The following is a 23342-nucleotide window of genomic DNA, read 5'->3' as shown; positions in this document are numbered from 1 at the left end:
ATAAAAACAAGGGACTCGATGAATATAGCTCTGCTCGCTAAACAATCATTAATCGAACAGAATCAGACTCTTTTAGCCAGTTTCAAGGCTAAAACCCCGATTGAAGAGCTAGTCACGCAGCGCTGTCAATTTGTCGATGCCCTTGTAAAGCAAGCTTGGGAACAGCACGGTCTAAGGGAATTTGATATTTCCCTGATTGCCGTAGGCGGCTATGGCCGTGGGGAGCTGCATCCCCACTCAGATGTCGACTTGCTGTTCCTGTTTAATGATATATTGTCACCCGCCGCCGAAGCGGCACTCAGTCAGTTTATTGCCTTTCTGTGGGATGCCAATCTTGAAATTGGCCACAGTGTCCGTACGTTAAACGACACTATTACTCTCGGCCGTGAAGACATCACTATAGCCACTAACCTGTTAGAGGCAAGACTGCTCGAAGGACCTGAGTTTTTATTCGACCAACTTTACGATGCCATTCGTCAGAGTGACTTTTGGACCTCAAGCGACTTCTTTATCGCTAAGCGTGACGAACAAAATGCCCGCCATGCCAGAGCCAGTGCCTTCGATTTAGAACCCAATATCAAGAGTTGTCCCGGCGGACTTAGGGATATTCAAACCATTGCTTGGGTGGCCATGCGTCACTTTGGCGCCGCTCGCCTCGAAGAATTAGTTCAATACGACTTTTTAGAGACCGGTGAATTAGAAGAGCTGCTCGAATGTCAGCACTTTTTATGGAAGCTACGCTTTGCCCTGCACATGGTGGTCGGTCGCGATGAAAATCGCTTACTGTTTGATGTGCAGCGCCAAGTTGCCGAACTTATGGGTTATGAAGACGCCACCCAGCTTGCCGTTGAGCAGATGATGAAGCGCTACTATCGCACGGTGCGCCGAGTGATGGAGCTGAACGAAATGCTGTTGCAGCTCTTTAAGCGCGCAACGCTGGGGCACACAAAAGCCTTAGAAATTCAATCGATAGACAAACACTACCAGCGCCGCGGCACCTTTATCGAAGCGCTCAGTGATGATCTGTTCGATAGCGGCGAAGAAATTGTGCGGCTGTTTTTGTTAGTCGCTAAAAACTCCAATATTAAAGGTATTTACGCGCCAACGCTGCGTTCACTGCGCCGAGCAAGACGCGCCCAGCCGCAAGCCTTGCAAGAAAACCCGCTTTGCCGCCAAGCCTTTATGGAAATTTTGCGCCATCCTCGCGGCATTGTTGCCTTGTCTTTAATGCACAAACACGGCGTGTTATCGGCCTATTTACCCGCATGGCGAAACATTGAAGGTCAGATGCAGTTTGACCTGTTCCACGCCTACACAGTCGATGAACATACCCACAGATTGCTGCTCAATATTGAGCGTTTTTCTCAAGCCGAACAAAAAGAAGAATTTCCCTTAGGCTCGATTCTCATCAACCAACTGCCGAAAAAGGGCTTACTGGTATTAGGCGCTATCTTCCACGATATCGCCAAAGGCCGCGGTGGCGATCACAGTAAACTTGGCGGCGCCGACGCCCTCGCCTTTTGTAAGCTACACGGGTTAAACGATCACGATGGTCGTCTAGTCGCTTGGCTGGTTGAGAATCATCTGGTGATGTCTGTCACCGCCCAGCGCCGCGATATTTCCGATCCCGATGTGGTGGCCGATTTTGCCAATAAAGTCTGCGATGCCGTGCATTTAAGCTATCTGTACTGCTTAACCGTCGCCGATATCTGCGCCACCAACGAAAAAACCTGGAACAACTGGAAAGGCTCACTGCTGCGCGACTTGTACTTTTCGACCCAAAGGGTGCTCGCACGTGGTAAAGAAAAACCCGTCGACATTCGTGCCAGAGTACGTGAATACCAAGCCAAGGCGAAAAAAGAACTGCTGCGCCGTGGACTGAAAGAGAAAGATCTCGATACCCTGTGGCAACGTTTCAAGGCAGATTACTTTTTACGCCACCAGCCCAATCAAGTCGCGTGGCACGCCGAAGCGATTTTAAAGCATAAACAACAGGATGAGCCCTTAGTCTTAGTGTCCAAACACACCACCCGTGGTGGCACTGAGCTTTTTGTTTATTGCCAAGACAGACCTAAATTGTTCGCAACTGTGATGGCGGTACTCGACAATAAAAATATCAACGTCCATGATGCCAACATCATGACCTCAAAAGATAATTATGCCCTCGATACCTTTGTGATCTTAGAGCAAGATGGCGCGCCCGTTAGCCAGCTGTCACGCATTCAAAGTATCCGTAAGGCGCTCGAAAAAGCCCTGTCGAGCGACAGCCCAAAACTGCCACGCTTTAGAAAACTGTCGCGCAAGATGAAACCTTTTAATGTTCCGACACAAGTGAGTTTCCTCGAAAGCAGTCGTCATGGTACAAGTATGATGGAGCTTATCGCCTTAGATTCGCCAGGATTACTGGCAAAAGTCGGGGATATCTTTTACCGTTGCAACACGACGTTACTCGCGGCCAAGATCACCACCATTGGTGAGCGAGCCGAAGACTTTTTTATGCTGCAAACCAACGATGGCCTGCAGCTTAATGAAACCCAAGAGAATACCCTCAGGGACGCTTTAATCAGTGCCTTGAGTGCAAAGAATATCGAATCAGTTAATTAACGAGACCAGTGGGAGAAGTAAATGGAGGCTTTACGCCAACGTATTGAGGCGGCTTTTGAAGCTCGCGCCGACATCACGCCAAGCACAGTTGACGCCAGCGTGCGTGACGATGTGCAAAATGTCATCAATATGCTCGACAAAGGTGAAGTCCGTGTCGCCGAGAAAATCGACGGACAATGGCATGTACACCAGTGGCTGAAAAAGGCGGTATTACTGTCCTTCCGTATTTTCGATAACGTGGTTATCGATGGCGCCGAAACCAAATACTTCGACAAAGTGCCGTTAAAATTTGCCGAATATGATGAAGCTCGCTTTAAAGCGGAAGCGATTCGCGTGGTGCCTTCGGCTACAGTGCGTAAGGGCTCATTCATCGGTAAAAATACCGTGTTGATGCCATCCTATGTGAACTTAGGTGCTTATGTTGATGAAGGCACTATGGTTGACACTTGGGCGACTGTTGGCTCATGTGCACAAATCGGTAAAAACGTGCATTTATCTGGCGGTGTAGGTATTGGTGGCGTACTTGAGCCATTACAAGCGGGCCCCACCATCATCGAAGATAACTGCTTTATCGGTGCGCGTTCTGAGATTGTTGAAGGCGTTGTGGTTGAAGAAGGCTCAGTGATTTCTATGGGCGTGTATATCGGCCAAAGCACTCGAATTTATGATCGCGAAACTGGCGAAGTGCATTACGGTCGTGTACCAGCAGGTTCCGTTGTCGTTTCTGGCAACCTGCCCTCTGCCTGTGGCAAGTACAGCCTCTATGCCGCCATTATCGTTAAGAAAGTGGATGCAAAAACCCGCGGTAAAGTGGGTATCAACGAATTACTACGTATTGTTGATTAACAGTATTCGTTCGATAACATGAGTTCCATAAAAAAGATGCCCGAGGGCATCTTTTTTATTGTCGGTAAAATTTAGCCTATAGTTGCGCTGTCATTATCAGGCTTAAAAATAAAGTGTTTAATAAGGCACTTAAATCAAGCGCTCAACTTCACGAAATGCATTTCTCGTCATGGCAATAGCCCGCCAGCCGATAATCCCCAATGGCTGCTGCGCTTTGTTCACTACCACAAGATATTCTGAGTCCAAAAGATTCAACTGCAATAAGGCATCTTCCGATGTGGCCACCTCACTGATGATAGGTACCGAATGCTGCATGATCTGATGGGCTTTTTTATGCAGTGATGCCCTATCCTGCTCACGCTCAGCCGCTGTGCCAAGTAATGGGCTGAACCAATGTTCCAGCAAACGACTCGTGATCACGCCGAGTATCCTATGTTGTTCATCCAATACCACGGCCACCTTAGCGTGGGCGGCTGTAAGTAAACGCTTAACGTCGACTAACTCATGGTCGAGGGAAATCGTAACTAGAGGTTCAAGTGGCGCAGCGCCGATATGGTCGCTAATACTCAACTCACGATTAATCAAAATCTCTAAACAGGTTTCGACTATCTCAGGATCAAAAAGAGTCCCTTTGCCCGCACGCAGCACTTCGGTCATTTTCTCCAGCCCCAAAGATGGACGATAGGGCCTGTGGGATAATATCGAATCGGCAACATCGGCTACGGCAATAATTTTCGCCTCATAGAGAATGGCTTTATCCTTTAACCCCGCGGGATAACCTGAGCCATCGAGCCGCTCATGATGCTGTAAAATCATCTCTTTAATGGGCCAAGGAAACTCCACATCCTCAATAATTTCAGCGCCATGGAGTGGATGGGTCTGTATTAATGCGTATTCTTCTTTCGAAAGTTTCGAAGGTTTGGTCAAGATCTGCGATGGAATGGCCAACTTGCCGATATCATGGACTAAGGCACCAATTTTCAGTCCTTCGAGACGCAGTGGATCTAAGCCTAATTTCTCACCAATCAAATAACTTAATTGCGCTACCGACTTTTGATGCCCTGCGGTATAGGCATCTTTCAGTTCCAATGCCTCAGAAATGGCACTAATAAGCTGGGTTAACGACTGAGATAACTGCTCTTTTTGCGATTTAATGATTTTAGACTGACGAGAGACAGCCCGTAATGTGCGCGGCAGTTCGATGGTGTGCCATAGGATGCTGGCGAAGGTGAGTAATGATCTTGCATCATTGCGACTATAGGGCTCGTTACGATCGACCACGCACACTATCCCGACCAAGCGGCTGCGAAACAAAATCGGCACCGCCAAATAACGCCCTGCAAGTAACAGTTTATCTAAGGGTAAATCCCCTAAGCGTCTTTGTGAGTCGGTTTGATTTTGGATGATCGGCTTATAATCTCGCACGCATTCGAGCCATATGCGGCTTTCAAGTTCAGACACTTGGGTATTATCTTCGATGAAATCGGCTTGATTCACCTCGGCGGGTGGATAGTCTGAACGTGCCGCGAGCGTGAGTGTTTTTGACTTTTCGTTATGCAACAGAATAAAGCCATATCGACTGCCAGTGAGCGACATCGCCTTGGAGACGGCAACTTTAAACACTTCTTCTTGGGAGGATTTAATCACATCTTCAATGTGTTGCAGCCAAGCATCGCTGGCTTGAATCGCTCGGCGATAATCCGAATGCAGCTCCTTCATCTGCGGATCTTCAAAATTGATGTCGGATAGAATCAAATACCATCCCATTTCAGGCAAGGAATGCAGCGCGAGATGCACACGTATGCCTCTATGGTCTTGTAACTGAAAACCTATCTCTTGCCCACGTCGCCTCACGATATCGGCGCACAACTCGGCATTAAAGGCACTAAATAGTTGGCTAATAGGTTGATTAATGATTTGCGCCGCCGAGCGTTTGCAACGGCTGTAAAAGGCTTGGCTCATCCGTAGCACGCGAAATTGCTCATCAAGCTGTGCCCAAGACAAATTCAAACTATCGGGCAAGTCTTTCATTCCAACGATAAGGCTTTGACTAGTTGACATCCAGTACTCCAGTCTTTGATTAGAGCATGGGCGACACACTTTAGCGTGATATTCGCCCGAATGTGAGCACTATAAAATCTCCAATAAACATAATGATAGCTGATCCCATGACATACGCGGATTAAAATAGGTTTAGCTGAATGTCATGTTATCGCTACGCTTGTCATTACCTTAGCGCGACTGCCTACGCTTTAGAAGACGATCGTTTTATTGCCGTACACGACCACTTGCTCATTAAGCACCAACTGCAACGCTTTGCTCAGCACACTCTTTTCAACATCGCGCCCAGCGCGTGCCATTTCTAAGGCGCTATAACTGTGATCAACAGGAATCACGTCCTGCTTGATAATCGGCCCCTCATCGAGGCAATTATTCACAAAATGCGCCGTCGCACCGATAATTTTCACCCCGCGCTCCCAAGCCTGACGATAGGGTGCTGCGCCAATAAAAGCAGGTAAGAAAGAATGGTGAATGTTGATGATGCGATTAGGATATTGCGCCACAAAATCAGGCGTTAATACCCGCATGTACTTAGCCAAGACTAAATAATCGGGTTCGTATTGGGATACCGCAGCCAACAGTGCTTGCTCGTGTTGAATTCGGTCTAGGCCTTCGTGACTCACCAGATGAAAGGGAATGTTAAATTTTTCGGCCAGTTCGCGCAGCGCATCATGGTTGCCCACCACAGCGGCAATCTCGACACTTAAACCACCGTAATAGGCTTTCATCAACAGATCGCCTAAGCAGTGCGCTTCTTTCGTCACTAACACCACAATGCGTTTCTTGCCGGCGCTGACCAAGGCCATGTGATTCTTAGTAGGCAGCACGTCGCGCAGATCTTGCAATAACTGTTCGCTATTAAAAATGCCCTCTAACTCAGTTCGCATAAAGAAACGCCCTTGGGCATTATCCACAAACTCACTGTTCTTGATGATATTCAGTTTATGGGTAAAACAAACACTGGTGATTTTAGCGATGAGGCCTTGGGCATCGGCGCAATCCGTCAGTAAGATTTTACGTTCTATGGATGGCGAAGTATTACCGCGAGTTTCAGTCATTTGTTGCAAAGTTGGATCTCCTATATTGTCCCTACATCGAGTTTGCCATAGCAAATCGTGCTGAACAGCATGAAAATCCTATAATGCGAAAATAAAAATGACATTTCAGAGGCTTGAATCAATAAAATGTAAAAATTAAGCAGTTAATTTTGTAAAAACACAATCCTAGCGGCGAGTATCTAAGTAACGCTGCAATACTTTACGCAGGGTTTCGGCCTTAGTGCCATAAACCACCTGCACACCTTTGCCCATAACGATCACGCCCTTAGCACCCAACTGACTCAAACGCACCTTATTGACTAACTCTGGCTTATGTACGCTCAAGCGTAACCGTGTCAAACAGGCATTCAGCTCCACAATATTGTCACGCCCACCGAGCGCCGCAATAATCGCCCGTAAACTTTCTTTGGGTCCTTTATTGTCGTTATGCTCAAGCCTGCCGGGCGTTTTCAAATTAAAGGCTAAAATACTCAACCTAAACAACAGGTAATATATGATGGCGGTCAAAGGTCCGAGGAAAATAAACCAGCTGGCATTACGGGACAATGGAAATAACAGCGTAAAGTCCACCAGCCCTTGGGAGAACACTATGCTGTGGTGAATATCGAGCATGATACAGACAAAGTAAGCGAGCCCAGTGAGTAAGGCGTGAATGATAAATAGGATTGGCGCCACAAACATAAAGGCAAATTCGATAGGTTCAGTCACCCCAGTTAACCAACTGGCCGCCCCCGCCGAGAGCATAATACCCGCCACGCGATTGCGCTCAGAAGGATCGGCGCAGCGCCACATTGCCAGTGCTGCCGCAGGTAATCCCCACATTTTAATCAGATAACCACCGGCAAGGTTTCCCGCCTGCGGATCGCCCGCTAAATAACGCGCCACCTCACCACGGACGACTTCATGCCCTAATAACTGATATTGACCCACTTCTAAGTAAAAAGGCGCATTCCAAATATGGTGCAACCCAAGGGGAATAAGTAACCGCTCTAATGCGCCATACACGCCAAAGGCAATGGCTGGTTTTTGATAAACCGCCCAGTCAGATACTCGCTCAATCAATAGCGCTAAGGGTGGCCACACATGGGCGAGTACATAACCTAAGCCCATCGCTAAGGGAATGATCAGCAAAGATGCACTGCGGCGTCCCTCAAAGAAGGAGAAAATCGCAGGCAAACGTATATATTGACTCCAGCGCACCGCAAGACAAGTAATACCGCCGAGCATCATGCCACCCGCAATCCCCGTATCTAAGGTATCCATTCCCAATAGAGGTTGGGTTGGAAGTCGGTACAAATCAGCCAGTGCGGCTAATGTCGCCGTCATCACCCCATAACCAAACACCGCTGTAAAGGCAGCAATGCCTTGATCGCGGCAAAAGCCAATAGCGACCGCCACGGCAAATAACATCGGCATGATGGCGAAAATGAGCTTGCCCACCGCCAACATCAACACTGTCAGCTCTTCGGGCATAAAAGGAATAGGACTAACGGTGAGGCCAAGCATGACCCCTGCGGCAGGTAAAATGGCAATAGGAATAAGCAGCGCTTGGCTTAAGCGCTGGGCAAATTTAAACCACTGCTGAGTAACGAAACTGCCTAAGCGACGAGCTCGGTTTTGACGACTTGATTCCAGCGTTCTAGCCATTTTATCGCTTCAACCTCAGGTTCCATGGTTTCACAGGCATCAATTTCTAATAATTCTACAAGTGGTTTAGCGCCAAGCTCACTCAAGAGCACATCTACGGCCCTACCGGCGCCGCAGAAGGTTTCATAACTTGAATCACCCAGTGCGATTACACTGTAGTTAAGCGCAGGTAAATAGGGCGCAAGATTTTTAAGATTATGATACCAAGGCTGAATATCTTCGGGTAAATCCCCTTGGCCCGTCGTAGAAGTCACCACTACTAACAATTCATCCTGCGGAGGAATAAAGCTGGCGACGTCATTCGGTTGCCACAATGTTACATCATAACCTAAAACTTGCATTTCTTTCTCTAGGGTTTCGGCGGCAAATTGTGCACTACCATAGACAGTGCCAAACACCAGATTCACCTTTTTCATGATACACTCCACATTGCGTTGCAAACCTTATTAGGCTGACCTTACTTTATTGTTCAGCGGATGGGCAAGCTAAGGCGCAAAATTTTTATAAATCAAGTCATTGAGCATGAGGAAATATCTGATGCGACAGTCCACCCGCCAAAAACACCTCAAGCAACACCACAAAACAACCCATATTCGACGTAAAAATTATTTCCACTCCGCCCAGCAAAATCTCACATCGCCACTCGCGCCTACCTCTGGATTCTCAACCTTAGCCGTCATGATGCAAGAATTACGTCCACAAACCGCACAAACACCGCAACGCCTCGACTAATTACCGCCAGACTCATTTTGATTGGACAGTTTTAATTGAACCGTTTTAATTGAACAATGTTGATTCGACCGTTATGGGTTCGATAGTTTTGATTCGATTGCTTAGTGTCAATAACCAAGCCAAGCGAATGACTTTTGATGCCACTCACTTGGCTGACTGCCAATTATGTCGAGATTGTCTCAGTTGAGTTTGGCAGAGTTAAGCTCATGAGTTACGCATTTCCAGCTGGTATTTCATCCGTGGCGATTAACAACTCAGCCTGTTGACTCAAGGTCGCCTCGTCCCAACCTAGCTCGGCAAACACGGTTTCCCACTCAGGCTCAAGCTCGGTTTCTATGCTGAGCCGAACTTGAGTCACAGGATGGGTGAAGCTGAGCTTTTTCGCGATAAGCCACAGGCGATTAATGCCAAAATGCTCGCGGAAAAACGCATTTTGCTTACCATCACCATGGGTGGTATCACCGACAATAGGATGACGTAGATGCGCCATATGTCTTCTGAGCTGATGTTTACGCCCCGTTTTAGGGCTCAAGCGTACCAGTGCAAATCGGCTAGTGGGATATCGGCCTGACGGATACGGAATCTCAGTATTGAGTAATGGCTCATAAGCCGTCACAGCTTCCTGCGCGGCTTTGTTAGGATCGGCATTCTTATCGCCCAACTCATCCAACTCAACCTTAAGCGCATAGTCTAAAATACCGCTCTCATGCATATTACCGCGCACTAAAGCCAAATATTGTTTTTCAATCGTATGGGAAGCAAATTGCTCACACAGTGCATTGGCGACTTCACTACTCTTGGCAAACAAGAGCACACCAGATGTCGGCCTGTCGAGACGATGTACGGGGAACACATGACAGCCGACTAAGTCGCGGGTCAACTGCATGGCAAAAAATCGCTCCCGACGCGCTAAATAACTGCGGTGGACCAATAAGCCTGCAGGTTTATGAATTGCCACTAAGTGCTCATCTTCATAAAGAATTTCAATCTCAGGCGCCTGCGCTTCTGAGTCATCCTCTTGGGATGCATTCAGTGCATTTTCAGGCGTTTCAAGCCAGATATCATCTTGATTCATTTAACAACATATCCAATTCATTCAATACACCAATCAGAGCTTGGCGCGGGGGCATATCCAGCCAAACATGTTCAGCCATAGGGGCTATCGCAATTTGCGTCGGCAATGGCGCACCCGTTTCGATTAAAGTCTGCATTCTAGGCAGTAAAATAAACTGCAACCACTGCTCAAGGGGCATAAGATCACAGGCAAAAGGCGCTGTGCTTGCCATTGCTGCGGCAGAAGGCGCCCGCTCAGACCACAACTCGGCCGCTTGCAGCGCTTGGGCAATCTGAGCCAATTTAGCTTGGGTTTGACTGTATAACATAGCTTTCAGATCCATTCTCATGTTAGCCATTGTGATTGAGGAACTTGCCACAATCCACAGGCCGAATAGGTCGATTAAAGTGCCGCAATCATACCATCCAGACGCACTTCCCCCTATAATGGCGCCAATTTATTGAGCCTCTTTGATTGATATGGCAGCCAAATGACTGAAATTACAACTTTAAGCCAGTTTTTAACCACAGCCAAAACCCAGTTCCAAGTGTATGATCTTGGCCGTAGGGTGCAACATATTGATATGCTCGCGTTTCACCAAATAGAATCTCTGTCTACCCCTTATCCTTACCCCATTCAAGGACATGCGCAGTTTGCTATCGTCTTTTGGGATGCGAGTCAGCAACACTTTATTTGGTTTCTAAAACTGGCGTTAGATGAGCAAGGATTACTGTCGCCTGCACCGCGCTCACAATTTATCGAAATGATATTAGCGGCATTAGGGCAAGATCCCACTCAGCCACTCAGTGATGAGCAGCAAGAACGACTCGCGAATAATCCGTTTAACTTCAAGCCAAGCCAGGAAAAACTCGCCGTATTCAACGCACTAGTTCGTAAACAACTCGGCCAACGCGCGTCATCGCAATACGAATTTGCCGTGCAGTACCTGTCAGGCCAAGTAGCCCCAGCACAATGGCAACATATTGGGATGCAAGGCATAGCCGATGTGTGCGCGCGCGCAAATGAATTTGATCATGAGCAGCACTTAGTATCGAGTTTTGATACTGCCGCCATCGAAGTGCAAATCGCCCTATGTCAGTGTCTTGAGCACTTACTGATTAGCGACACGCTCGCCGATAAAATTCTCGCGAAACTTCAAGATGCTGCCCCAGAACACCAAGCTTATTTCCTACGGGCTCTGGCTTCTAGCGCCAAACACAGCCAGCAAGCGTTCGAACATCTACACGGCCAAGCCTCTTTAGATACCAATGCCCTCATCAGCATTGCCGGGCGTAACTGGTCGGTATTAAAACAAGATTCAAGTCGCAGTCTTTACTTAGAAGCCCTAGCACTGCAGCCCCAAGCCTTTTTTAATCAGGTCTTTGCTGATATTGTGGCTATCCCTAGTTTGCGCAATCAACTACTAGGCGAATTAAGAAACCCCAATCGAAGCGTTCAACTATCACAAGCCATAGGTGGTTTGTTTAAGGCAGCAAGCAAATGATGTCAGATTTACTGTTAATTATTGGCCTCGTCGTGATTGCCGCATTTTTTTGGCAGTTACGCCAAATGGCAGAGTTGAGCCGCATTTTTGCCGAAAAAGAATGTTGGCGACAAAAAGTGCAACTGTTAGCCATAGCAATGGAAACCGCGCGCCCAAGTATTGGCGGCACCACGGGGATTTGTTGGAAAGCGAAATATTTATTTGAATTCAGCACTGACGGCATTAACCAGTACAGTGGCCATATTTGGATGCAAGGTAAGAAAATTCAAAAAATAGAATGGCCTATCTTCCCAGAGCCCGAATGGCAAGAAGCGCCGACAGCACAGGGGAAATTTGGCGGTTGTGGTACGCAAAGCGGCTGTAGCTCAGGCAAGTGTCATTAAGTTTTATCGACTATGATGCCCAAATAAGCTGTTCGCCAGAATAGAGAATAATCAGTCATTCTTTGGTGCTGCAAAATAACTCGCTGTAAAAATAAAAAAGAAAGGGCGCGGCCCTAAAGCCACGCCCTCCTATTCTCTGTTAAGCTATCCCGCTATTTTTGTGCTCCCTGCACCATCCATGCGTCAATCTGCGTCCTGCTTCATCCCTGCTCAATCCTTGAGGTCCCTGTACTCATGTACTTCCCTATCTCTTGGTCATCCAGTCCCAAGCTTGCTCTTTCCTGAGCGGTTCCATCATCATCCATGAAACGGGTATTGCATCCATTCAATTGCACTCCATGTGCCATTGCCATCCTATGCAATGAGTCTATCAATCCTTGATAGTCTCCCTTCCTTGGTATTGGCTCTCTTTCATCCTGAAAGGCCTATATCCCTATCATTCCTTAAGTCACATTCCTTAGTCACTGTTCGATCATCCTGATCGCCAACATCCTGTTGCCCGTAATTCCTTCTACAAGATGAATTCTACGCCAACCAACGAAAGTACTCATTGCGGATTATTTAAAATGTTAACGAAAATAGTGAGTTTAACTGATAAAAAATAGATTAACTGACTGATATAAATATAAATAATAACCAACCCCAAGACATAACCATCCTTTTAACCTACAAATTACTTACATACTTGTAAGAGATCTCTTACACGGAGGATGGCAATTCGAATCAAAAGTAAGCAAAACGCTAGATGTCTCCCCTGAGGACTTATGCATAAACCGCTATCGCTCAAAGTTCATTCGCGCATGACCAGCACACAGAGAGTAAATTATTGGGCAATAAGAGAAGTAAGACTGGTAAACATGCTTTGCGGTGAGAAGTCTTTAAGCAGAGTTAAAAAGTCAATGTGAATAGCGTTATAGCTTGGCAAAGCAAGATTAATGCTGAAAATGAACCAAAGAAAAGGGCGCAACTAAAGTGCGCCCCATTTATCCTTTGTAAGCCGTCCTGCTCGATTTGTGCTCCCTGCACCATCCATGCGTCTGCTTGCGTCCTGCGTCGTCCCTGTAATTCCTTTTCGTCCCTGTGTATCAAACTTGCGTGAGATAACACTCAGTCCTTTGACCTGTAAATCCATTTTACAGAGCCTGTCACTTCCTATGACTTTTTCCTATTGCATCCTGCAAAAATTTGTCTTCCATAGAGTAGTACAAGCTGTTCACCCTTATACTTTATCCTTGTCTCGACACATCCTGTCTCGAGTTCATGCTTAATCCTTAAGCGTGTCCTGTATTCTTCCTGAAATTCATCGTCCTGACGATACGACTCACTGTCTCTAATCATCCTTGAAAAGCAATCCTGCTTTTCCTTAGCCTATCCTAGGCGAATGACAGTTTTCCTACCGTCAGCGATTTCAACCTTGAAATCTTAATTCGTTGCTTCTTGCGTCCCTTTGGCCTGTTTCGCTTTCCTTGCTATCCATTTGCTTTGGCCATGAGTGAATTCTACGTTAACCATGACTTTTTTGTTCGGCTCAAAGAACGGACTACAAAAGAAATTACGGTCAAACATAAACTAAATAAACATAAGCAAATGATTCTATTTAAAATTAAACATAATAGAACAAAAAACAATCAAAAAGAAAACATTATGTCCTACAGCGTTTGTAAGCGATCTCTCACACGGGCATGGGCATCTCACTCGGACGGCTTTTTTAACGCTTAAAAAAGCCGCTGATCATCTGAGCAAACATTATCCAATCAGCCATCAAACTGTAAAAGGGATACTGAAATGTCGCGGGTCGATTCTTCTCGAATACGAAGTGTCCCACCCACGCAAAACCGTAGCCAACGACCGGAATAAACCAACATAGCCACCAGGCTTGTGAAACCAAGGCAATGCCAATCAGCAGCAGGACCAAACAACTGCCAATAAAGTGTAATTGCCGGCAAGTCGGGTGCTGATGTTGGGATAAATAGAAAGGATAGAAATCGGCGAACCGTTTATAAGAGTGAGTCATCTTGTTGAACCGAATAGAATAATAACTGACCATGGACACTGCCGATATTGAGCTCGCCTAAAGAGACAAAATCATACTGGGTAAATAACTGCAGATGGCTCTCCTGGGCGGCAAACACGCCAATACCATCCAAATCCGGCTGTTCATCACACCAACTCACTATCGCTTGCACTAACTTATGTCCGAGTCCTTTATGCTGCTCGTTCGGTGCAAGGGCGATAAACTGCAAAATACCGCAGTGCTTACTGGGTAAGAGTTCGACAATACTGGACTCTTTTTTCATCAAAGCTTGGGTCGATTGCCAGCCAGTACCTAACAACATCTTTAAGCGCCAATGCCAGTAACGCCCTTCTCCCAAAGGCACTTCTTGCGTTACCACACAGGCTAAACCAACCAGTCTGTCATGGTCGAACAAACCTATGAGTGCTTGTTTTTGTTGCCATAACGTATTGAGTTCTTCGCGGATCGCGGCGCGCAGTTTTTGCTCGTAAGCGGCTTTATCTGAGGTGAAAAGTGAATCGACAAAAAAAGGGTCATCATGGTAAGCGTTATAGAGGATAGAGGCGGCAATGCGTAAGTCTTCCGCGGTCAAATAGACTGCACGGCAGTCTTCCAAGGTTTCATTGTCCATTATTAGTATTCCTTGACTTAGCTCACACTTTTTATGAGTAACAATTAATTTACCAAGGAAACGGAAAAGTGCAAATTTTAATCATAGATTGCATTTTTCAATCAGGCGCTTACTCTAAACGAAGGCACTATACTGAAAAGGAAATAATGATGGATACAACTCCAGTAGACCTAAGCCACTTATTCGAGCAACTCGGTTTAGACAGTAGCGATGAAGCCATAGCGCAATTTATTGCAACCCATGATATCGACCATCACATCCATCTAAGCCAAGCGCCCTTTTGGACCCCTGCACAAAAGAGCTTTATCATCGAAGGCCTAGAAGCTGACGCACTCTGGACTGAGCCCATTGAGCAACTCGATACTCAGCTACGTAAGCTATAAAACTCGCGGGTTAAATTTTACTGTAAGCCGTTTCACCCCAACCCACTAAGGCATTGTTGCTCAGCACGATAGGTGTGCATTCGTCCTTAGTGGTTTTTCCATCGCCATTATTGCGCTGGGTACGATAAAACAACACTAAGACTTCTTTATTCGATTCACCTTGTTGAGCACTTTGTTGAATGTAGGCTTCACTAAAATCAGCGGTGCCCATTAAGATCATCACTTGATCTTTGGGCATCCCTAAACTCAGTTTGGTTAAGTTAGTGCGGTTTTTATCCTGCACTTTCTCCCATGATTCGCTGCTATCCCAACCCGATTCGCCATCACCGACATTGACCACACAGCCGCTAAGACCTAAGCTTGCAAGCCCTAAAAAAGTGATGGCGATAAGTTTGTTATTCAATTTATGGTTAATCATGTGACATCCTGTGTGATTATTATTTTTGCTTGAAAAAGCGATTTAGGCAGGACAATAGGCAAAATAGATGCCAAATGACAACACACTGTTTTTAAATGAAAAAACTTACGCAACCTTTTGAGATTAGTTTAAATCATCCAACAAATTAAGGAATTTTGCTAATTATGAGTCCACTTGACCAAGTATTAGCGGCTGCACGTTCGCTCGAAGCCTGCGGTAAAGTACCGAGCCTTGCCTTAATTAAAACCCGTTTAGGTAGCAGCCTACCTTTACCGATATTGATCCAAGGCTTGCAGCAATTTAAATCTATGCCTAAGGCGGATCGTGAGCGTTTAGCCGAGTTACAAGCCCTCAGCCCGACAATCGAAGCCGCAGCAACTAACGATACCTTGACGCTTGCGCTGCTTGCCGATCGCCTGCAGATACAACAGGCATATTTTGAACGTCATGCTGAGCAGCAAAAAGCAGAAATCATGCAATTGAAAAACGAACTGCTTGAACTAAAACAACGCATCAACTTATTAGAATCCCAAGGAAAAACCGCTTAATGTTTGTCACTGAACTGCGCTTCGAATGCTTCGCCGACACTACGATTTCTGCCGCCGAAAAAGCCATTAATCAGCTCCTTGAAGCCTATCGAGCTAATGGCCAAATCTTAGGGCGAGAATTTGCGGTCGCCTTTAATGACGGTGAGTTTAGAGTGCGTTTACTTATGCCAGAGAAAAGCAGTTTAGCGCATAAATATCACAGCCCTTGGGTCAAAAAAGCCTTAGCAGAGTTAACCGACGCTAAGCTACTCGCGCCGCGAGAAAAGTTTATCGGTCAGGACATTAATTCTGAGGTCAGCAATACTGACACACCCAGCTGGCAACTGCTGTATACCAGCTTTGTGCACATGTGCTCGCCCCTGCGCAGCGGCGATAATCTATTGCCCATTCCTTTATATCGACTCCCAGCAACCTTTAATGGCGATCACAAACGCATTATCCGTTGGCAGAGCGAATGGCAAGCCTGTGACGAGTTACAAATGGCGGCGGCCACCAAAGCAGAATTTGCCGCACTTGAGGAATTATCGAGTACGGACAGTGATTTATTTCGCAGAGGTTGGGATTTGCGCGGCCGTATCGAATATCTCACTAAAATCCCGACCTATTACTACTTATACCGCGTCGGCGGCCGAGATTTGGCCTCAGAAAAAGCCCGACCTTGCCCACGTTGTGGCAGTCATGATTGGAAACTCGATGAACCTTTATTGGATATGTTCCACTTTCGCTGCGAGCCTTGCCGCATAGTATCGAATCTGTCTTGGGATCATCAGTAACATCATCTTATCTCGCCAAAGACCTCAACCTAAGATAAGCCACGCTTAGGTTGAGCGTTCACACTCAAACTAAGTGTGGTTGAGCGTTCACGCTCTGGCTAAACATGATTGAAGGCTGAGAACTCGCAGCAAGATAGCGTCAAGCTCACGCCAACTAACGTTTACCAAAGAGGTTTTGCCATATACGTTTAAAGCTGGCAAAAATCCCCGGATGTTCTAATGCGGGCATAGGCAGTTCTTCATGTTTAACTGGCGGTGCTATCCGTGGCGATAATGCCCCAATAAATTCCGCTAAACTTGGCGACAGTTGCTGAGTCGGGATCTCACCTGGAAGCTCTATCCACACGCTGCCATCACTGTTGTTGATGGTGAGCATTTTATCGCCCTCATCTAATAAACCGATAAACCACGTCGATGGCTGCTTGAGCTTTTTCTTCATCATTAGATGACCAATCAGGTTTTGCTGCAGGCAGGTAAAATCATCCTCATTCCACACTTGCAGTAACTCACCCGTGCCCCATTCTGAGTCGAATAATAAAGGTGCAGAAAAATACTGACCGTAAAAATGATTGATTTCTGGCCATAAAGTCAACTCAAGCGCATGCTCAACATTGGCAAAACTGCCTTCGACTTCGCGTTTAACCGGCTGCCAAGAAACGGCTTGATCAAGATCAGCATGAAATTCGCCTTGAATACACACAGAAGCCTCACCCTGTGGGTAATAACGCGGTAGTTCACCTAAACTCGTTAGGTAAGCTTGATGATAGTTTTGCAAAAATTTATCGAGTGCGGGCAGACAAGACACTTAAGCACAATCCAATTTCAGGTATAATGTGCGCCTATTTTGACATGGAAACAGTATTGATGACACAGAATCACGATCCCTATAGTGATGCGCAAGCGCTTGTTGGCCTGACTTTAGGTAAAGCCACAGACTATCAAGCCGAGTATGATGCGTCGCTGCTGCAAGGGGTTCCACGCTCACTAAACCGTAATGCTATTGCACTCACTGGGACGTTACCGTTTCATGGTGCCGATATCTGGACGGGTTATGAGCTGTCTTGGTTAAATGCTAAAGGTAAGCCTATGGTGGCCATAGCTGAATTTCATTTAAGCTATGAAAGCCTGAACCTGATTGAGTCGAAATCGTTCAAACTGTATCTCAATAGCTTTAATCAAACCAAGTTCGATAGCATAGATTCACTGCAAAAGACCTTAGTCGCAGACTTAAGTCAATGTGCTCAAGGTGATATCAGCGTTAAAATCATCGAACCAAAAAGCTTTGGCATTCAGCGTATTATCGAGTTACCAGGCACGTGTATTGACGATCTCGATATTGAAGTCAGCGATTATAGTTTTAATCCTGATTACTTGGAAAACAGCACGGACGATAAGCAAACGGTTGCGGAAACGCTTAATTCAAACCTGCTGAAATCCAACTGTTTGATCACTTCGCAACCCGACTGGGGCAGCGTAATGATCCGTTATCAAGGGCCTAAAATCGATCGCGAGAAACTACTGCGCTATTTGATTTCTTTCCGCCAACATAACGAGTTCCACGAGCAATGTGTCGAGCGGATTTTTGTCGATTTGAAGCGTTTCTGTCATTGCACTAAATTGACCGTTTACGCCCGCTACACGCGCCGCGGCGGTTTAGATATCAACCCGTATCGCAGTGACTTCGAGCAACCTGGCGAAAGCCACAGACTCGCAAGGCAGTAATTAACGTTCGTTCGAGTATCAGATTACGGTCTAAGGTTTAGAACTGAGAAAAAACTAAGGTTAAAAACCGAAACTAAGCTCTGAATCGCTAGCCTAGCTGCTAGCAAGATTCAGAGCTTTTTCATTTACAGTGCTCGCACTGGCATCGAGCAATAAGCTTCGCAGCCATTGATGGCTCGGGTTTTGGGTGTATTTACTGCTCCACACCATATACAAATCAATGGGTCTTGTTTTCAGTGGCATAGGTAAAATTTGGATGCCGAACAACTCGGCGTACTGACTGGCGTACCGCAAAGGCGCTATGCCGATCGCCTCACTTTTGCCTACGGTAGCAAACATACTCAATAAAGATGACTGCTCACTATACATCTTGCGTCTGGGCAGGACGCCTTCGGTAAACAAATCCCCCGCAGTAAGATTAAAACGCCGCATATTCAAAAAGACGTGTTTCTCCTCAAAATACTGCTCATGGGTGATGGCGCCTTGAATCCGAGGATGTTGCCGACTGACGATACACACTAAGGTTTCGGTGAAGAGTAATTTGCTCGAGAGCAAACTTTGCTGCGCGGGTTTAATGTCTATCGCCACAGCGACTCGCTCAAGCAAGATATCGCGATATAAATCAGCTTCCTGTGGCGGTGATTCCCGAAAAATCACTTCAATATCCGCATCCTGTAATAACGCCTGCACACCGGTTTGCAGCGCTTCGATAACCGACTCATTGGCATACACATAGAAGCGTCGCTGACTGCACTTTGGATCAAAATGCTCAAACCCCAGCAATACAGTTTCGATATCTGCCATTGGCTGCTCAAACTTACGGTACATTTCCCGCGCCACTGCCGTCGGTTCAATTCCCCTCCCAACCCGATTGAACAGTGACTCCCCGACCCATACCCTGAATCGACTGATCGCGTTACTGACTGAAGACTGAGTTAAGTCCAACTCTTCAGCCGCTTGCGTGAATGAACGAGTACGGTAAACCACCATAAACACCCGCAATAAGTTTAAATCTAATGGCTTTTGTGTCGGCATAAGGGAAACTACTCATTCACAATATGAATATTACAACCCAAGCTAACGCGAGTTATCTAAATACACAAGCTGTCTATACTCAAACCATCAACGACACTATCCCTCCTATCTGTAGGTAAAATTATGCAAAAATCTTTGATGACATTGAGTATTATCGCAACGTTCTCCCTCAGCGCTACGGCGGCAGAACACGAGCATGAACATATCAGTCTGCACTATCAGGGAAAGCCTGCGACCCAGCAAACCGCTGAGGTCAACAAGGCCACAGCAGCCACTCTAAATTACACAGATAAAAAAGCCTTTGAAGAGTTCTCTAAGAATCTCATCGCCGAACTCGATGAACCAACTGCCGCCATTTTACGCACCGAATTCAGCTTTATCGGCGACAAAACCCCAGACACAGTCAACCCCTCACTCTATCGCCAAGCACAGCTGAATATGGTGTCTAACGGCTTATACAAGGTCACGGATGGCATTTATCAAGTTCGCGGCACTGACTTGTCGAACTTAACCCTTATCCGCGGTAAAACGGGGTGGATCCTTTATGACGTGCTGCTCACCAAAGAAGCGGCAAAGTTATCATTGGAGTTTGCGCTAAAAAACTTGCCTGAGGGTAATGACTTACCTGTGGTGGCGATGATTTATTCCCACAGTCATGCGGACCATTTTGGCGGTTCCCGTGCAATCAAAGACATGTACCCTAAGGTCAAAGTCTATGGTTCAAATAACATTACCAAAGAAATTGTCGACGAAAACGTTCTCGCCGGTAATGCCATGAGCCGCCGCGCTGCCTATCAATACGGCGCAACGTTAGAGCGAAACGATCAAGGTATTGTCGATGCAGCACTCGCCAAGGGGTTATCCAAAGGCGAAGTGACCTACGTTAAACCCGATGTCACCTTAAACGGCAAAGATAAGTGGGAAACACTCACCATTGATGGCATAGACATGGTGTTTATGGATGCCTCAGGCACAGAAGCCGCCTCGGAAATGGCCACCTATATTCCCTCAATGAAAGCCCTGTGGACGGGTGAACTCACCTACCATGGCATGCACAACATTTACACTTTGCGCGGTGCAAAAGTCCGTGACGCCATCAAATGGTCAAAGGATATCAATGCATTGCTGACACGCTTTGGCGATGATACGCAGGTACTTTTCGAGGCCCACTCGGCGCCCGTCTTTGGCAATGCGGATGTGAATGCTTACCTCAGAATGCAGAGGGATAACTATGGCCTAGTGCATAATCAAACCCTGCGTTTAGCCAATAATGGCGTGGGTATTCAAGATATTGGCGATGCGATTCAAACCACTATCCCTAAGGCGGTGCGCGATACTTGGTATACCAATGGTTACCATGGTACCTACAGCCATAATGCCAAAGCCGTGTACAACATGTATTTAGGCTATTTCGATATGAATCCAGCCAACTTAAACCCGCTACCGACAAAGGAGGAAGCGAAGAAATTTGTCGAGTATATGGGTGGTGCTAAAGCTGTGGTTAAACACGCCAAAGCCGACTATGCCCAAGGGGAATACCGTTTCGTGGCGACGGCGCTGAATAAAGTGGTCATGGCAGAACCCGATAACGAAAAGGCCAGACAATTACTTGCAGATACCTATGAGCAATTGGGCTACCAAGCCGAAGGCGCAGGCTGGCGTAACATTTATCTTACCGGCGCCCAAGAGTTACGCGTAGGGATCCAACCCGGCGCCCCCAAATCGGCATCGGCAGATATTTTAGGTGAAATGGAGATCTCGACTCTGTTTGACTTCCTCGCCGTAAAAGTCGATAGCATCAAGGCCGCTGAACTTGGACTCATCAGGCTTAATGTGATTAACCCCGATACCAAAGACACACTCTACGTCGAGCTAAGCAACGGTAACTTAAGCAATATTAAGGTTGATAAACCAATGGAGGCCGACACCAATCTTTATATTGATAAGCGCTATATTACCGGGATTTTACTCGGCAAAGTGACCCTCAAAGACTTACTTGCCAACGGCACGGCCAAACTCGAGGGCGATAAAGCGGCCTTCGGTAAGATAGCATCGACCTTAGTAAAATTTGATGAAAACTTTGAAATCGTCCCGCTAGCTAGCGCGAAATAATGACATCAACGCCCTGAAGCTTCAGGGCTTTTTTATGGGAAAACGAACTAGCGTATATTCACCTTGAACGGCTCTAGCACTGGGGGATTGGCATCATGCCAAGCAGATTCAGGATGATGTTGTCAGTTCAGAAAGCAGCATTAGTTAGCAGAGGCTGGCGTTGGCGCTACAGTTTTACACTCAAGTAATAATTGCTGGAAATGTGCGCCTAAATCTTGCTGGGCAAATTGCTCGCTCGCGGTCGCCATTTGCTTAAGGCTTTGTAAGGCTTGATCTAAACCTTGTTGCTCGATAAGGCTTTTAGCATAGGCCGCCGCATCCGCGCCCTTTTGTAACAGACTCGCTACCTGATCAAAACTGATGTCTTGCTGCATCACTTTCTGTAAGTCACCCAGTAATTCTGCTACCTTGGCCGACTCCACCAGCGAGCCTTCAACATTAACTAACTTACCAAGCGGATCTTGGCTAAGTTTTTCTGCCACGCAGGCTGAAACTGTGCCCGCCGCCGCGCTTTGGGCGACAACATCTAAGCCATTGGCACGAATTTGCTCAACCACTTGCTGCAACTGTGGATCTTGGGCCAACCAAGCCTGCTCTAATTGCTGCTTTTCATCGCCACCAAAATAACCACAACCAGATAGCAACACCAGCATAGTGGCCGGCAATACGCACTTAATCAGTTTCATGACTAAACCTCATTTATTTCATTCAAATTCAAAATATTATGGGCGTCACTATATCCAGCAATGTTTAACCGAAGATGAATAAAATGGATTGATAACAAGATAAGGCGCAGAAAGAATTATGGCTAAACGCAATCGCAGATCTTAGCGGTTTAGGTGAGTTTACTGGCGCGAAGAACGCACTCTGTTTCGCCGTTAATAATCGGCCAGTAAGACTTCTATGCTGCTCAGCTGCGCGGTTAGCGTCATGGGAATCGCGGCATTACCAGCATGCGCTAGGCTAATGGCAAAGCGATACTCCTCGGTCAAACGACCAAAGTGCGTTTGCCAATGCAAGGAGTCAGCTAAATCCAGTGTGTGTATTGGGATTTGTAGCGGGATTTGTAGCGGGATTTGTAATGGAATATGTGGATAAACATTAAGCATTGAAGCTACGCCGCAGGCTTGCCTCAATCCGGTATCTTGGCATGATAACTCAAGCGATTCTGCCGCCAATTGCTCAAACGGCTTAAGCTCAAAGGCGAAGGATTTGAGCGACTGCGCTAAACCTAGTCCTGTCGCCTTAATATAGGACTCCTTTAGCGCCCATAAATCGAAAAAACGCTGCCGCTGACTCGCTTCATCGGCGAGGGCGAGCAAGGCTGCAGTTTCTTGGGGAGAAAAATAGTGATTTAGGATTGGATAGATATCCGTCTTCGGCCGTGACCTTTCAATATCGACCCCAAATAAACCAGACTCAACACCATCAAACTGAGCCACACCAATCAATAACCAATCGCCGCTATGGCTTAAATTAAACTCAAGCCCCGTTTGCTGTTGCAATTTCGCCGTTAAACTCGGTTTGCCCTTAGCGCCATATTCAAAACACCACTCGTGTGGCGATAAATCCGCATAGCGAGATAACACGGCCCGCAGCGCCGCCCTCACCTGTAATCCCTTTATTTGCGCCTTGGGATCGCGATAGCGCCTGACCTTTGCGAGTTCATCATCACTTAACCAATACTCGGCAAGTGATGTTTGCGCCGCTGAAATATCGTTCAGCGGAATAAAAAACAGATCCACATTCACGCCGTTTTTGCTAGATGTTAGAGAGTCGGTCATTCGAGAGCCTAGCTGTACAAAGCCCTGCGGCTG

General features: G+C 46.6%; 23 protein-coding genes. 10 read left to right on the top strand and 13 right to left on the bottom strand.

The features are described 5' to 3' along the window. The first annotated feature begins 18 nt into the window (after positions 1-18). Positions 19-2604 (top strand): bifunctional uridylyltransferase/uridylyl-removing protein GlnD, encoded by a 2586-nt coding sequence (gene glnD, locus AC5YB3_RS18835; RefSeq protein ID WP_494525931.1) that lies wholly within the window; start codon positions 19-21, stop codon positions 2602-2604. Between the two features lie 21 nt (positions 2605-2625). After that, complete coding sequence (gene dapD / locus AC5YB3_RS18830; RefSeq protein WP_006080976.1) at positions 2626-3450, top strand: 2,3,4,5-tetrahydropyridine-2,6-dicarboxylate N-succinyltransferase; 825 nt, start codon at positions 2626-2628, stop codon at positions 3448-3450. 129 nt (positions 3451-3579) lie between these two features. On the opposite strand, the gene AC5YB3_RS18825 is transcribed toward dapD, so the two are convergent. From AC5YB3_RS18825 to AC5YB3_RS18810, 4 genes are all read right to left on the bottom strand, one after another. Further along, positions 3580-5511: an HD domain-containing phosphohydrolase gene (locus tag AC5YB3_RS18825; protein WP_494525930.1), complete on the bottom strand. Its 1932-nt coding sequence runs from the start codon at positions 5509-5511 to the stop codon at positions 3580-3582. A 191-nt stretch (positions 5512-5702) separates the two neighbouring features. Further along, positions 5703-6569: a formyltetrahydrofolate deformylase gene (gene purU, locus AC5YB3_RS18820; protein ID WP_494527199.1), complete on the bottom strand. Its 867-nt coding sequence runs from the start codon at positions 6567-6569 to the stop codon at positions 5703-5705. A gap of 165 nt (positions 6570-6734) precedes the next feature. Then, positions 6735-8216, bottom strand: a complete 1482-nt coding sequence (locus AC5YB3_RS18815) for a PTS transporter subunit EIIC (protein WP_126492391.1) — start codon at positions 8214-8216, stop codon at positions 6735-6737. Further along, positions 8168-8632: a flavodoxin gene (locus AC5YB3_RS18810; RefSeq protein ID WP_011846344.1), complete on the bottom strand. Its 465-nt coding sequence runs from the start codon at positions 8630-8632 to the stop codon at positions 8168-8170. Before AC5YB3_RS18810 ends, AC5YB3_RS18815 begins: the two co-directional genes overlap by 49 nt. Positions 8633-8753: 121 nt before the next feature. On the opposite strand from AC5YB3_RS18810, the gene AC5YB3_RS18805 reads away from it, so the two are divergent. After that, a complete protein-coding gene (locus AC5YB3_RS18805; protein WP_006080971.1) occupies positions 8754-8948 on the top strand; it encodes a hypothetical protein in 195 nt (64 codons plus the stop codon). Between the two features lie 211 nt (positions 8949-9159). Here AC5YB3_RS18805 and truC read toward each other — a convergent pair whose 3' ends face one another. Then, on the bottom strand, positions 9160-10023 hold the full coding sequence (gene truC, locus AC5YB3_RS18800) for a tRNA pseudouridine(65) synthase TruC (protein WP_413483990.1): 864 nt from the start codon (positions 10021-10023) through the stop codon (positions 9160-9162). After that, complete coding sequence (locus AC5YB3_RS18795; RefSeq protein ID WP_259573339.1) at positions 10010-10330, bottom strand: YqcC family protein; 321 nt, start codon at positions 10328-10330, stop codon at positions 10010-10012. The genes truC and AC5YB3_RS18795 overlap by 14 nt, the downstream gene beginning before the upstream one ends. A gap of 162 nt (positions 10331-10492) precedes the next feature. Here AC5YB3_RS18795 and AC5YB3_RS18790 point away from each other — a divergent pair, with 162 nt between their 5' ends. Both AC5YB3_RS18790 and AC5YB3_RS18785 read left to right on the top strand, forming a co-directional pair. Next, complete coding sequence (locus tag AC5YB3_RS18790; protein WP_259573340.1) at positions 10493-11506, top strand: DUF3549 family protein; 1014 nt, start codon at positions 10493-10495, stop codon at positions 11504-11506. Next, positions 11503-11889 (top strand): DUF3301 domain-containing protein, encoded by a 387-nt coding sequence (locus AC5YB3_RS18785; RefSeq protein WP_006080967.1) that lies wholly within the window; start codon positions 11503-11505, stop codon positions 11887-11889. The genes AC5YB3_RS18790 and AC5YB3_RS18785 overlap by 4 nt, the downstream gene beginning before the upstream one ends. Before the next feature lie 1708 nt (positions 11890-13597). On the opposite strand, the gene AC5YB3_RS18780 is transcribed toward AC5YB3_RS18785, so the two are convergent. Together AC5YB3_RS18780 and AC5YB3_RS18775 are read right to left on the bottom strand one after the other, a co-directional pair. Beyond that, the gene (locus tag AC5YB3_RS18780; protein ID WP_259584817.1) at positions 13598-13903 is read right to left on the bottom strand and encodes an Mpo1-like protein; all 306 of its coding nucleotides are present in this window, start codon (positions 13901-13903) and stop codon (positions 13598-13600) included. Further along, positions 13887-14534, bottom strand: a complete 648-nt coding sequence (locus tag AC5YB3_RS18775; RefSeq protein ID WP_494525929.1) for a GNAT family N-acetyltransferase — start codon at positions 14532-14534, stop codon at positions 13887-13889. The genes AC5YB3_RS18780 and AC5YB3_RS18775 overlap by 17 nt, the downstream gene beginning before the upstream one ends. A gap of 149 nt (positions 14535-14683) precedes the next feature. On the opposite strand from AC5YB3_RS18775, the gene AC5YB3_RS18770 reads away from it, so the two are divergent. Continuing rightward, the gene (locus AC5YB3_RS18770) at positions 14684-14917 is read left to right on the top strand and encodes a DUF2789 domain-containing protein (RefSeq protein WP_012588139.1); all 234 of its coding nucleotides are present in this window, start codon (positions 14684-14686) and stop codon (positions 14915-14917) included. A gap of 10 nt (positions 14918-14927) precedes the next feature. On the opposite strand, the gene AC5YB3_RS18765 is transcribed toward AC5YB3_RS18770, so the two are convergent. Next, complete coding sequence (locus tag AC5YB3_RS18765; protein WP_006080961.1) at positions 14928-15335, bottom strand: DUF3192 domain-containing protein; 408 nt, start codon at positions 15333-15335, stop codon at positions 14928-14930. A gap of 164 nt (positions 15336-15499) precedes the next feature. Here AC5YB3_RS18765 and AC5YB3_RS18760 point away from each other — a divergent pair, with 164 nt between their 5' ends. Beyond that, positions 15500-15883, top strand: a complete 384-nt coding sequence (locus AC5YB3_RS18760; RefSeq protein WP_126492397.1) for a hypothetical protein — start codon at positions 15500-15502, stop codon at positions 15881-15883. Beyond that, on the top strand, positions 15883-16656 hold the full coding sequence (locus tag AC5YB3_RS18755) for a Zn-ribbon-containing protein (RefSeq protein WP_494525928.1): 774 nt from the start codon (positions 15883-15885) through the stop codon (positions 16654-16656). The genes AC5YB3_RS18760 and AC5YB3_RS18755 overlap by 1 nt, the downstream gene beginning before the upstream one ends. A 154-nt stretch (positions 16657-16810) precedes the next feature. Here AC5YB3_RS18755 and syd read toward each other — a convergent pair whose 3' ends face one another. Continuing rightward, the gene (syd, locus tag AC5YB3_RS18750) at positions 16811-17461 is read right to left on the bottom strand and encodes a SecY-interacting protein (protein ID WP_494525927.1); all 651 of its coding nucleotides are present in this window, start codon (positions 17459-17461) and stop codon (positions 16811-16813) included. A 59-nt stretch (positions 17462-17520) separates the two neighbouring features. Between syd and queF the strand changes: the two genes are divergently transcribed. Continuing rightward, the gene (gene queF / locus AC5YB3_RS18745) at positions 17521-18378 is read left to right on the top strand and encodes an NADPH-dependent 7-cyano-7-deazaguanine reductase QueF (RefSeq protein ID WP_006080957.1); all 858 of its coding nucleotides are present in this window, start codon (positions 17521-17523) and stop codon (positions 18376-18378) included. A gap of 93 nt (positions 18379-18471) precedes the next feature. Here the strand turns inward: queF and AC5YB3_RS18740 are convergent, their stop codons facing one another. Further along, positions 18472-19413, bottom strand: coding sequence for a LysR family transcriptional regulator (locus AC5YB3_RS18740; RefSeq protein WP_006085227.1), 942 nt, complete (start codon positions 19411-19413; stop codon positions 18472-18474). A gap of 123 nt (positions 19414-19536) precedes the next feature. Here AC5YB3_RS18740 and AC5YB3_RS18735 point away from each other — a divergent pair, with 123 nt between their 5' ends. Continuing rightward, positions 19537-21525 (top strand): alkyl/aryl-sulfatase, encoded by a 1989-nt coding sequence (locus AC5YB3_RS18735; RefSeq protein WP_494525926.1) that lies wholly within the window; start codon positions 19537-19539, stop codon positions 21523-21525. A gap of 140 nt (positions 21526-21665) precedes the next feature. On the opposite strand, the gene AC5YB3_RS18730 is transcribed toward AC5YB3_RS18735, so the two are convergent. Next, a complete protein-coding gene (locus AC5YB3_RS18730; protein WP_494525925.1) occupies positions 21666-22211 on the bottom strand; it encodes a hypothetical protein in 546 nt (181 codons plus the stop codon). Positions 22212-22403: 192 nt separating this feature from the next. Next, positions 22404-23309 carry a 4'-phosphopantetheinyl transferase family protein gene (locus tag AC5YB3_RS18725; RefSeq protein WP_494525924.1) on the bottom strand — a complete coding sequence of 302 codons (906 nt, stop codon included), beginning with the start codon at positions 23307-23309 and terminating at the stop codon, positions 22404-22406. Positions 23310-23342 lie beyond the last annotated feature (33 nt).

Source organism: Shewanella sp. 1311 (genome assembly GCF_059338235.1).
Note: the sequence above shows the minus strand (reverse complement) of the source record. Positions and strands in the feature narration are given on the sequence as shown.

Excerpts from the sequence above, each read along its gene's own strand:
- glnD (WP_494525931.1), top strand. The coding sequence starts at position 19 with ATGAATATAGCTCTGCTCGCTAAACAATCATTAATCGAACAGAATCAG.
- dapD (WP_006080976.1), top strand. The coding sequence starts at position 2,626 with ATGGAGGCTTTACGCCAACGTATTGAGGCGGCTTTTGAAGCTCGCGCC.
- AC5YB3_RS18825 (WP_494525930.1), bottom strand. The coding sequence starts at position 5,511 with ATGTCAACTAGTCAAAGCCTTATCGTTGGAATGAAAGACTTGCCCGAT.
- purU (WP_494527199.1), bottom strand. The coding sequence starts at position 6,569 with ATGACTGAAACTCGCGGTAATACTTCGCCATCCATAGAACGTAAAATC.
- AC5YB3_RS18815 (WP_126492391.1), bottom strand. The coding sequence starts at position 8,216 with ATGGCTAGAACGCTGGAATCAAGTCGTCAAAACCGAGCTCGTCGCTTA.
- AC5YB3_RS18810 (WP_011846344.1), bottom strand. The coding sequence starts at position 8,632 with ATGAAAAAGGTGAATCTGGTGTTTGGCACTGTCTATGGTAGTGCACAA.
- AC5YB3_RS18805 (WP_006080971.1), top strand. The coding sequence starts at position 8,754 with ATGCGACAGTCCACCCGCCAAAAACACCTCAAGCAACACCACAAAACA.
- truC (WP_413483990.1), bottom strand. The coding sequence starts at position 10,023 with ATGAATCAAGATGATATCTGGCTTGAAACGCCTGAAAATGCACTGAAT.
- AC5YB3_RS18795 (WP_259573339.1), bottom strand. The coding sequence starts at position 10,330 with ATGTTATACAGTCAAACCCAAGCTAAATTGGCTCAGATTGCCCAAGCG.
- AC5YB3_RS18790 (WP_259573340.1), top strand. The coding sequence starts at position 10,493 with ATGACTGAAATTACAACTTTAAGCCAGTTTTTAACCACAGCCAAAACC.
- AC5YB3_RS18785 (WP_006080967.1), top strand. The coding sequence starts at position 11,503 with ATGATGTCAGATTTACTGTTAATTATTGGCCTCGTCGTGATTGCCGCA.
- AC5YB3_RS18780 (WP_259584817.1), bottom strand. The coding sequence starts at position 13,903 with ATGACTCACTCTTATAAACGGTTCGCCGATTTCTATCCTTTCTATTTA.
- AC5YB3_RS18775 (WP_494525929.1), bottom strand. The coding sequence starts at position 14,534 with ATGGACAATGAAACCTTGGAAGACTGCCGTGCAGTCTATTTGACCGCG.
- AC5YB3_RS18770 (WP_012588139.1), top strand. The coding sequence starts at position 14,684 with ATGGATACAACTCCAGTAGACCTAAGCCACTTATTCGAGCAACTCGGT.
- AC5YB3_RS18765 (WP_006080961.1), bottom strand. The coding sequence starts at position 15,335 with ATGATTAACCATAAATTGAATAACAAACTTATCGCCATCACTTTTTTA.
- AC5YB3_RS18760 (WP_126492397.1), top strand. The coding sequence starts at position 15,500 with ATGAGTCCACTTGACCAAGTATTAGCGGCTGCACGTTCGCTCGAAGCC.
- AC5YB3_RS18755 (WP_494525928.1), top strand. The coding sequence starts at position 15,883 with ATGTTTGTCACTGAACTGCGCTTCGAATGCTTCGCCGACACTACGATT.
- queF (WP_006080957.1), top strand. The coding sequence starts at position 17,521 with ATGACACAGAATCACGATCCCTATAGTGATGCGCAAGCGCTTGTTGGC.
- AC5YB3_RS18740 (WP_006085227.1), bottom strand. The coding sequence starts at position 19,413 with ATGCCGACACAAAAGCCATTAGATTTAAACTTATTGCGGGTGTTTATG.
- AC5YB3_RS18735 (WP_494525926.1), top strand. The coding sequence starts at position 19,537 with ATGCAAAAATCTTTGATGACATTGAGTATTATCGCAACGTTCTCCCTC.
- AC5YB3_RS18730 (WP_494525925.1), bottom strand. The coding sequence starts at position 22,211 with ATGAAACTGATTAAGTGCGTATTGCCGGCCACTATGCTGGTGTTGCTA.
- AC5YB3_RS18725 (WP_494525924.1), bottom strand. The coding sequence starts at position 23,309 with ATGACCGACTCTCTAACATCTAGCAAAAACGGCGTGAATGTGGATCTG.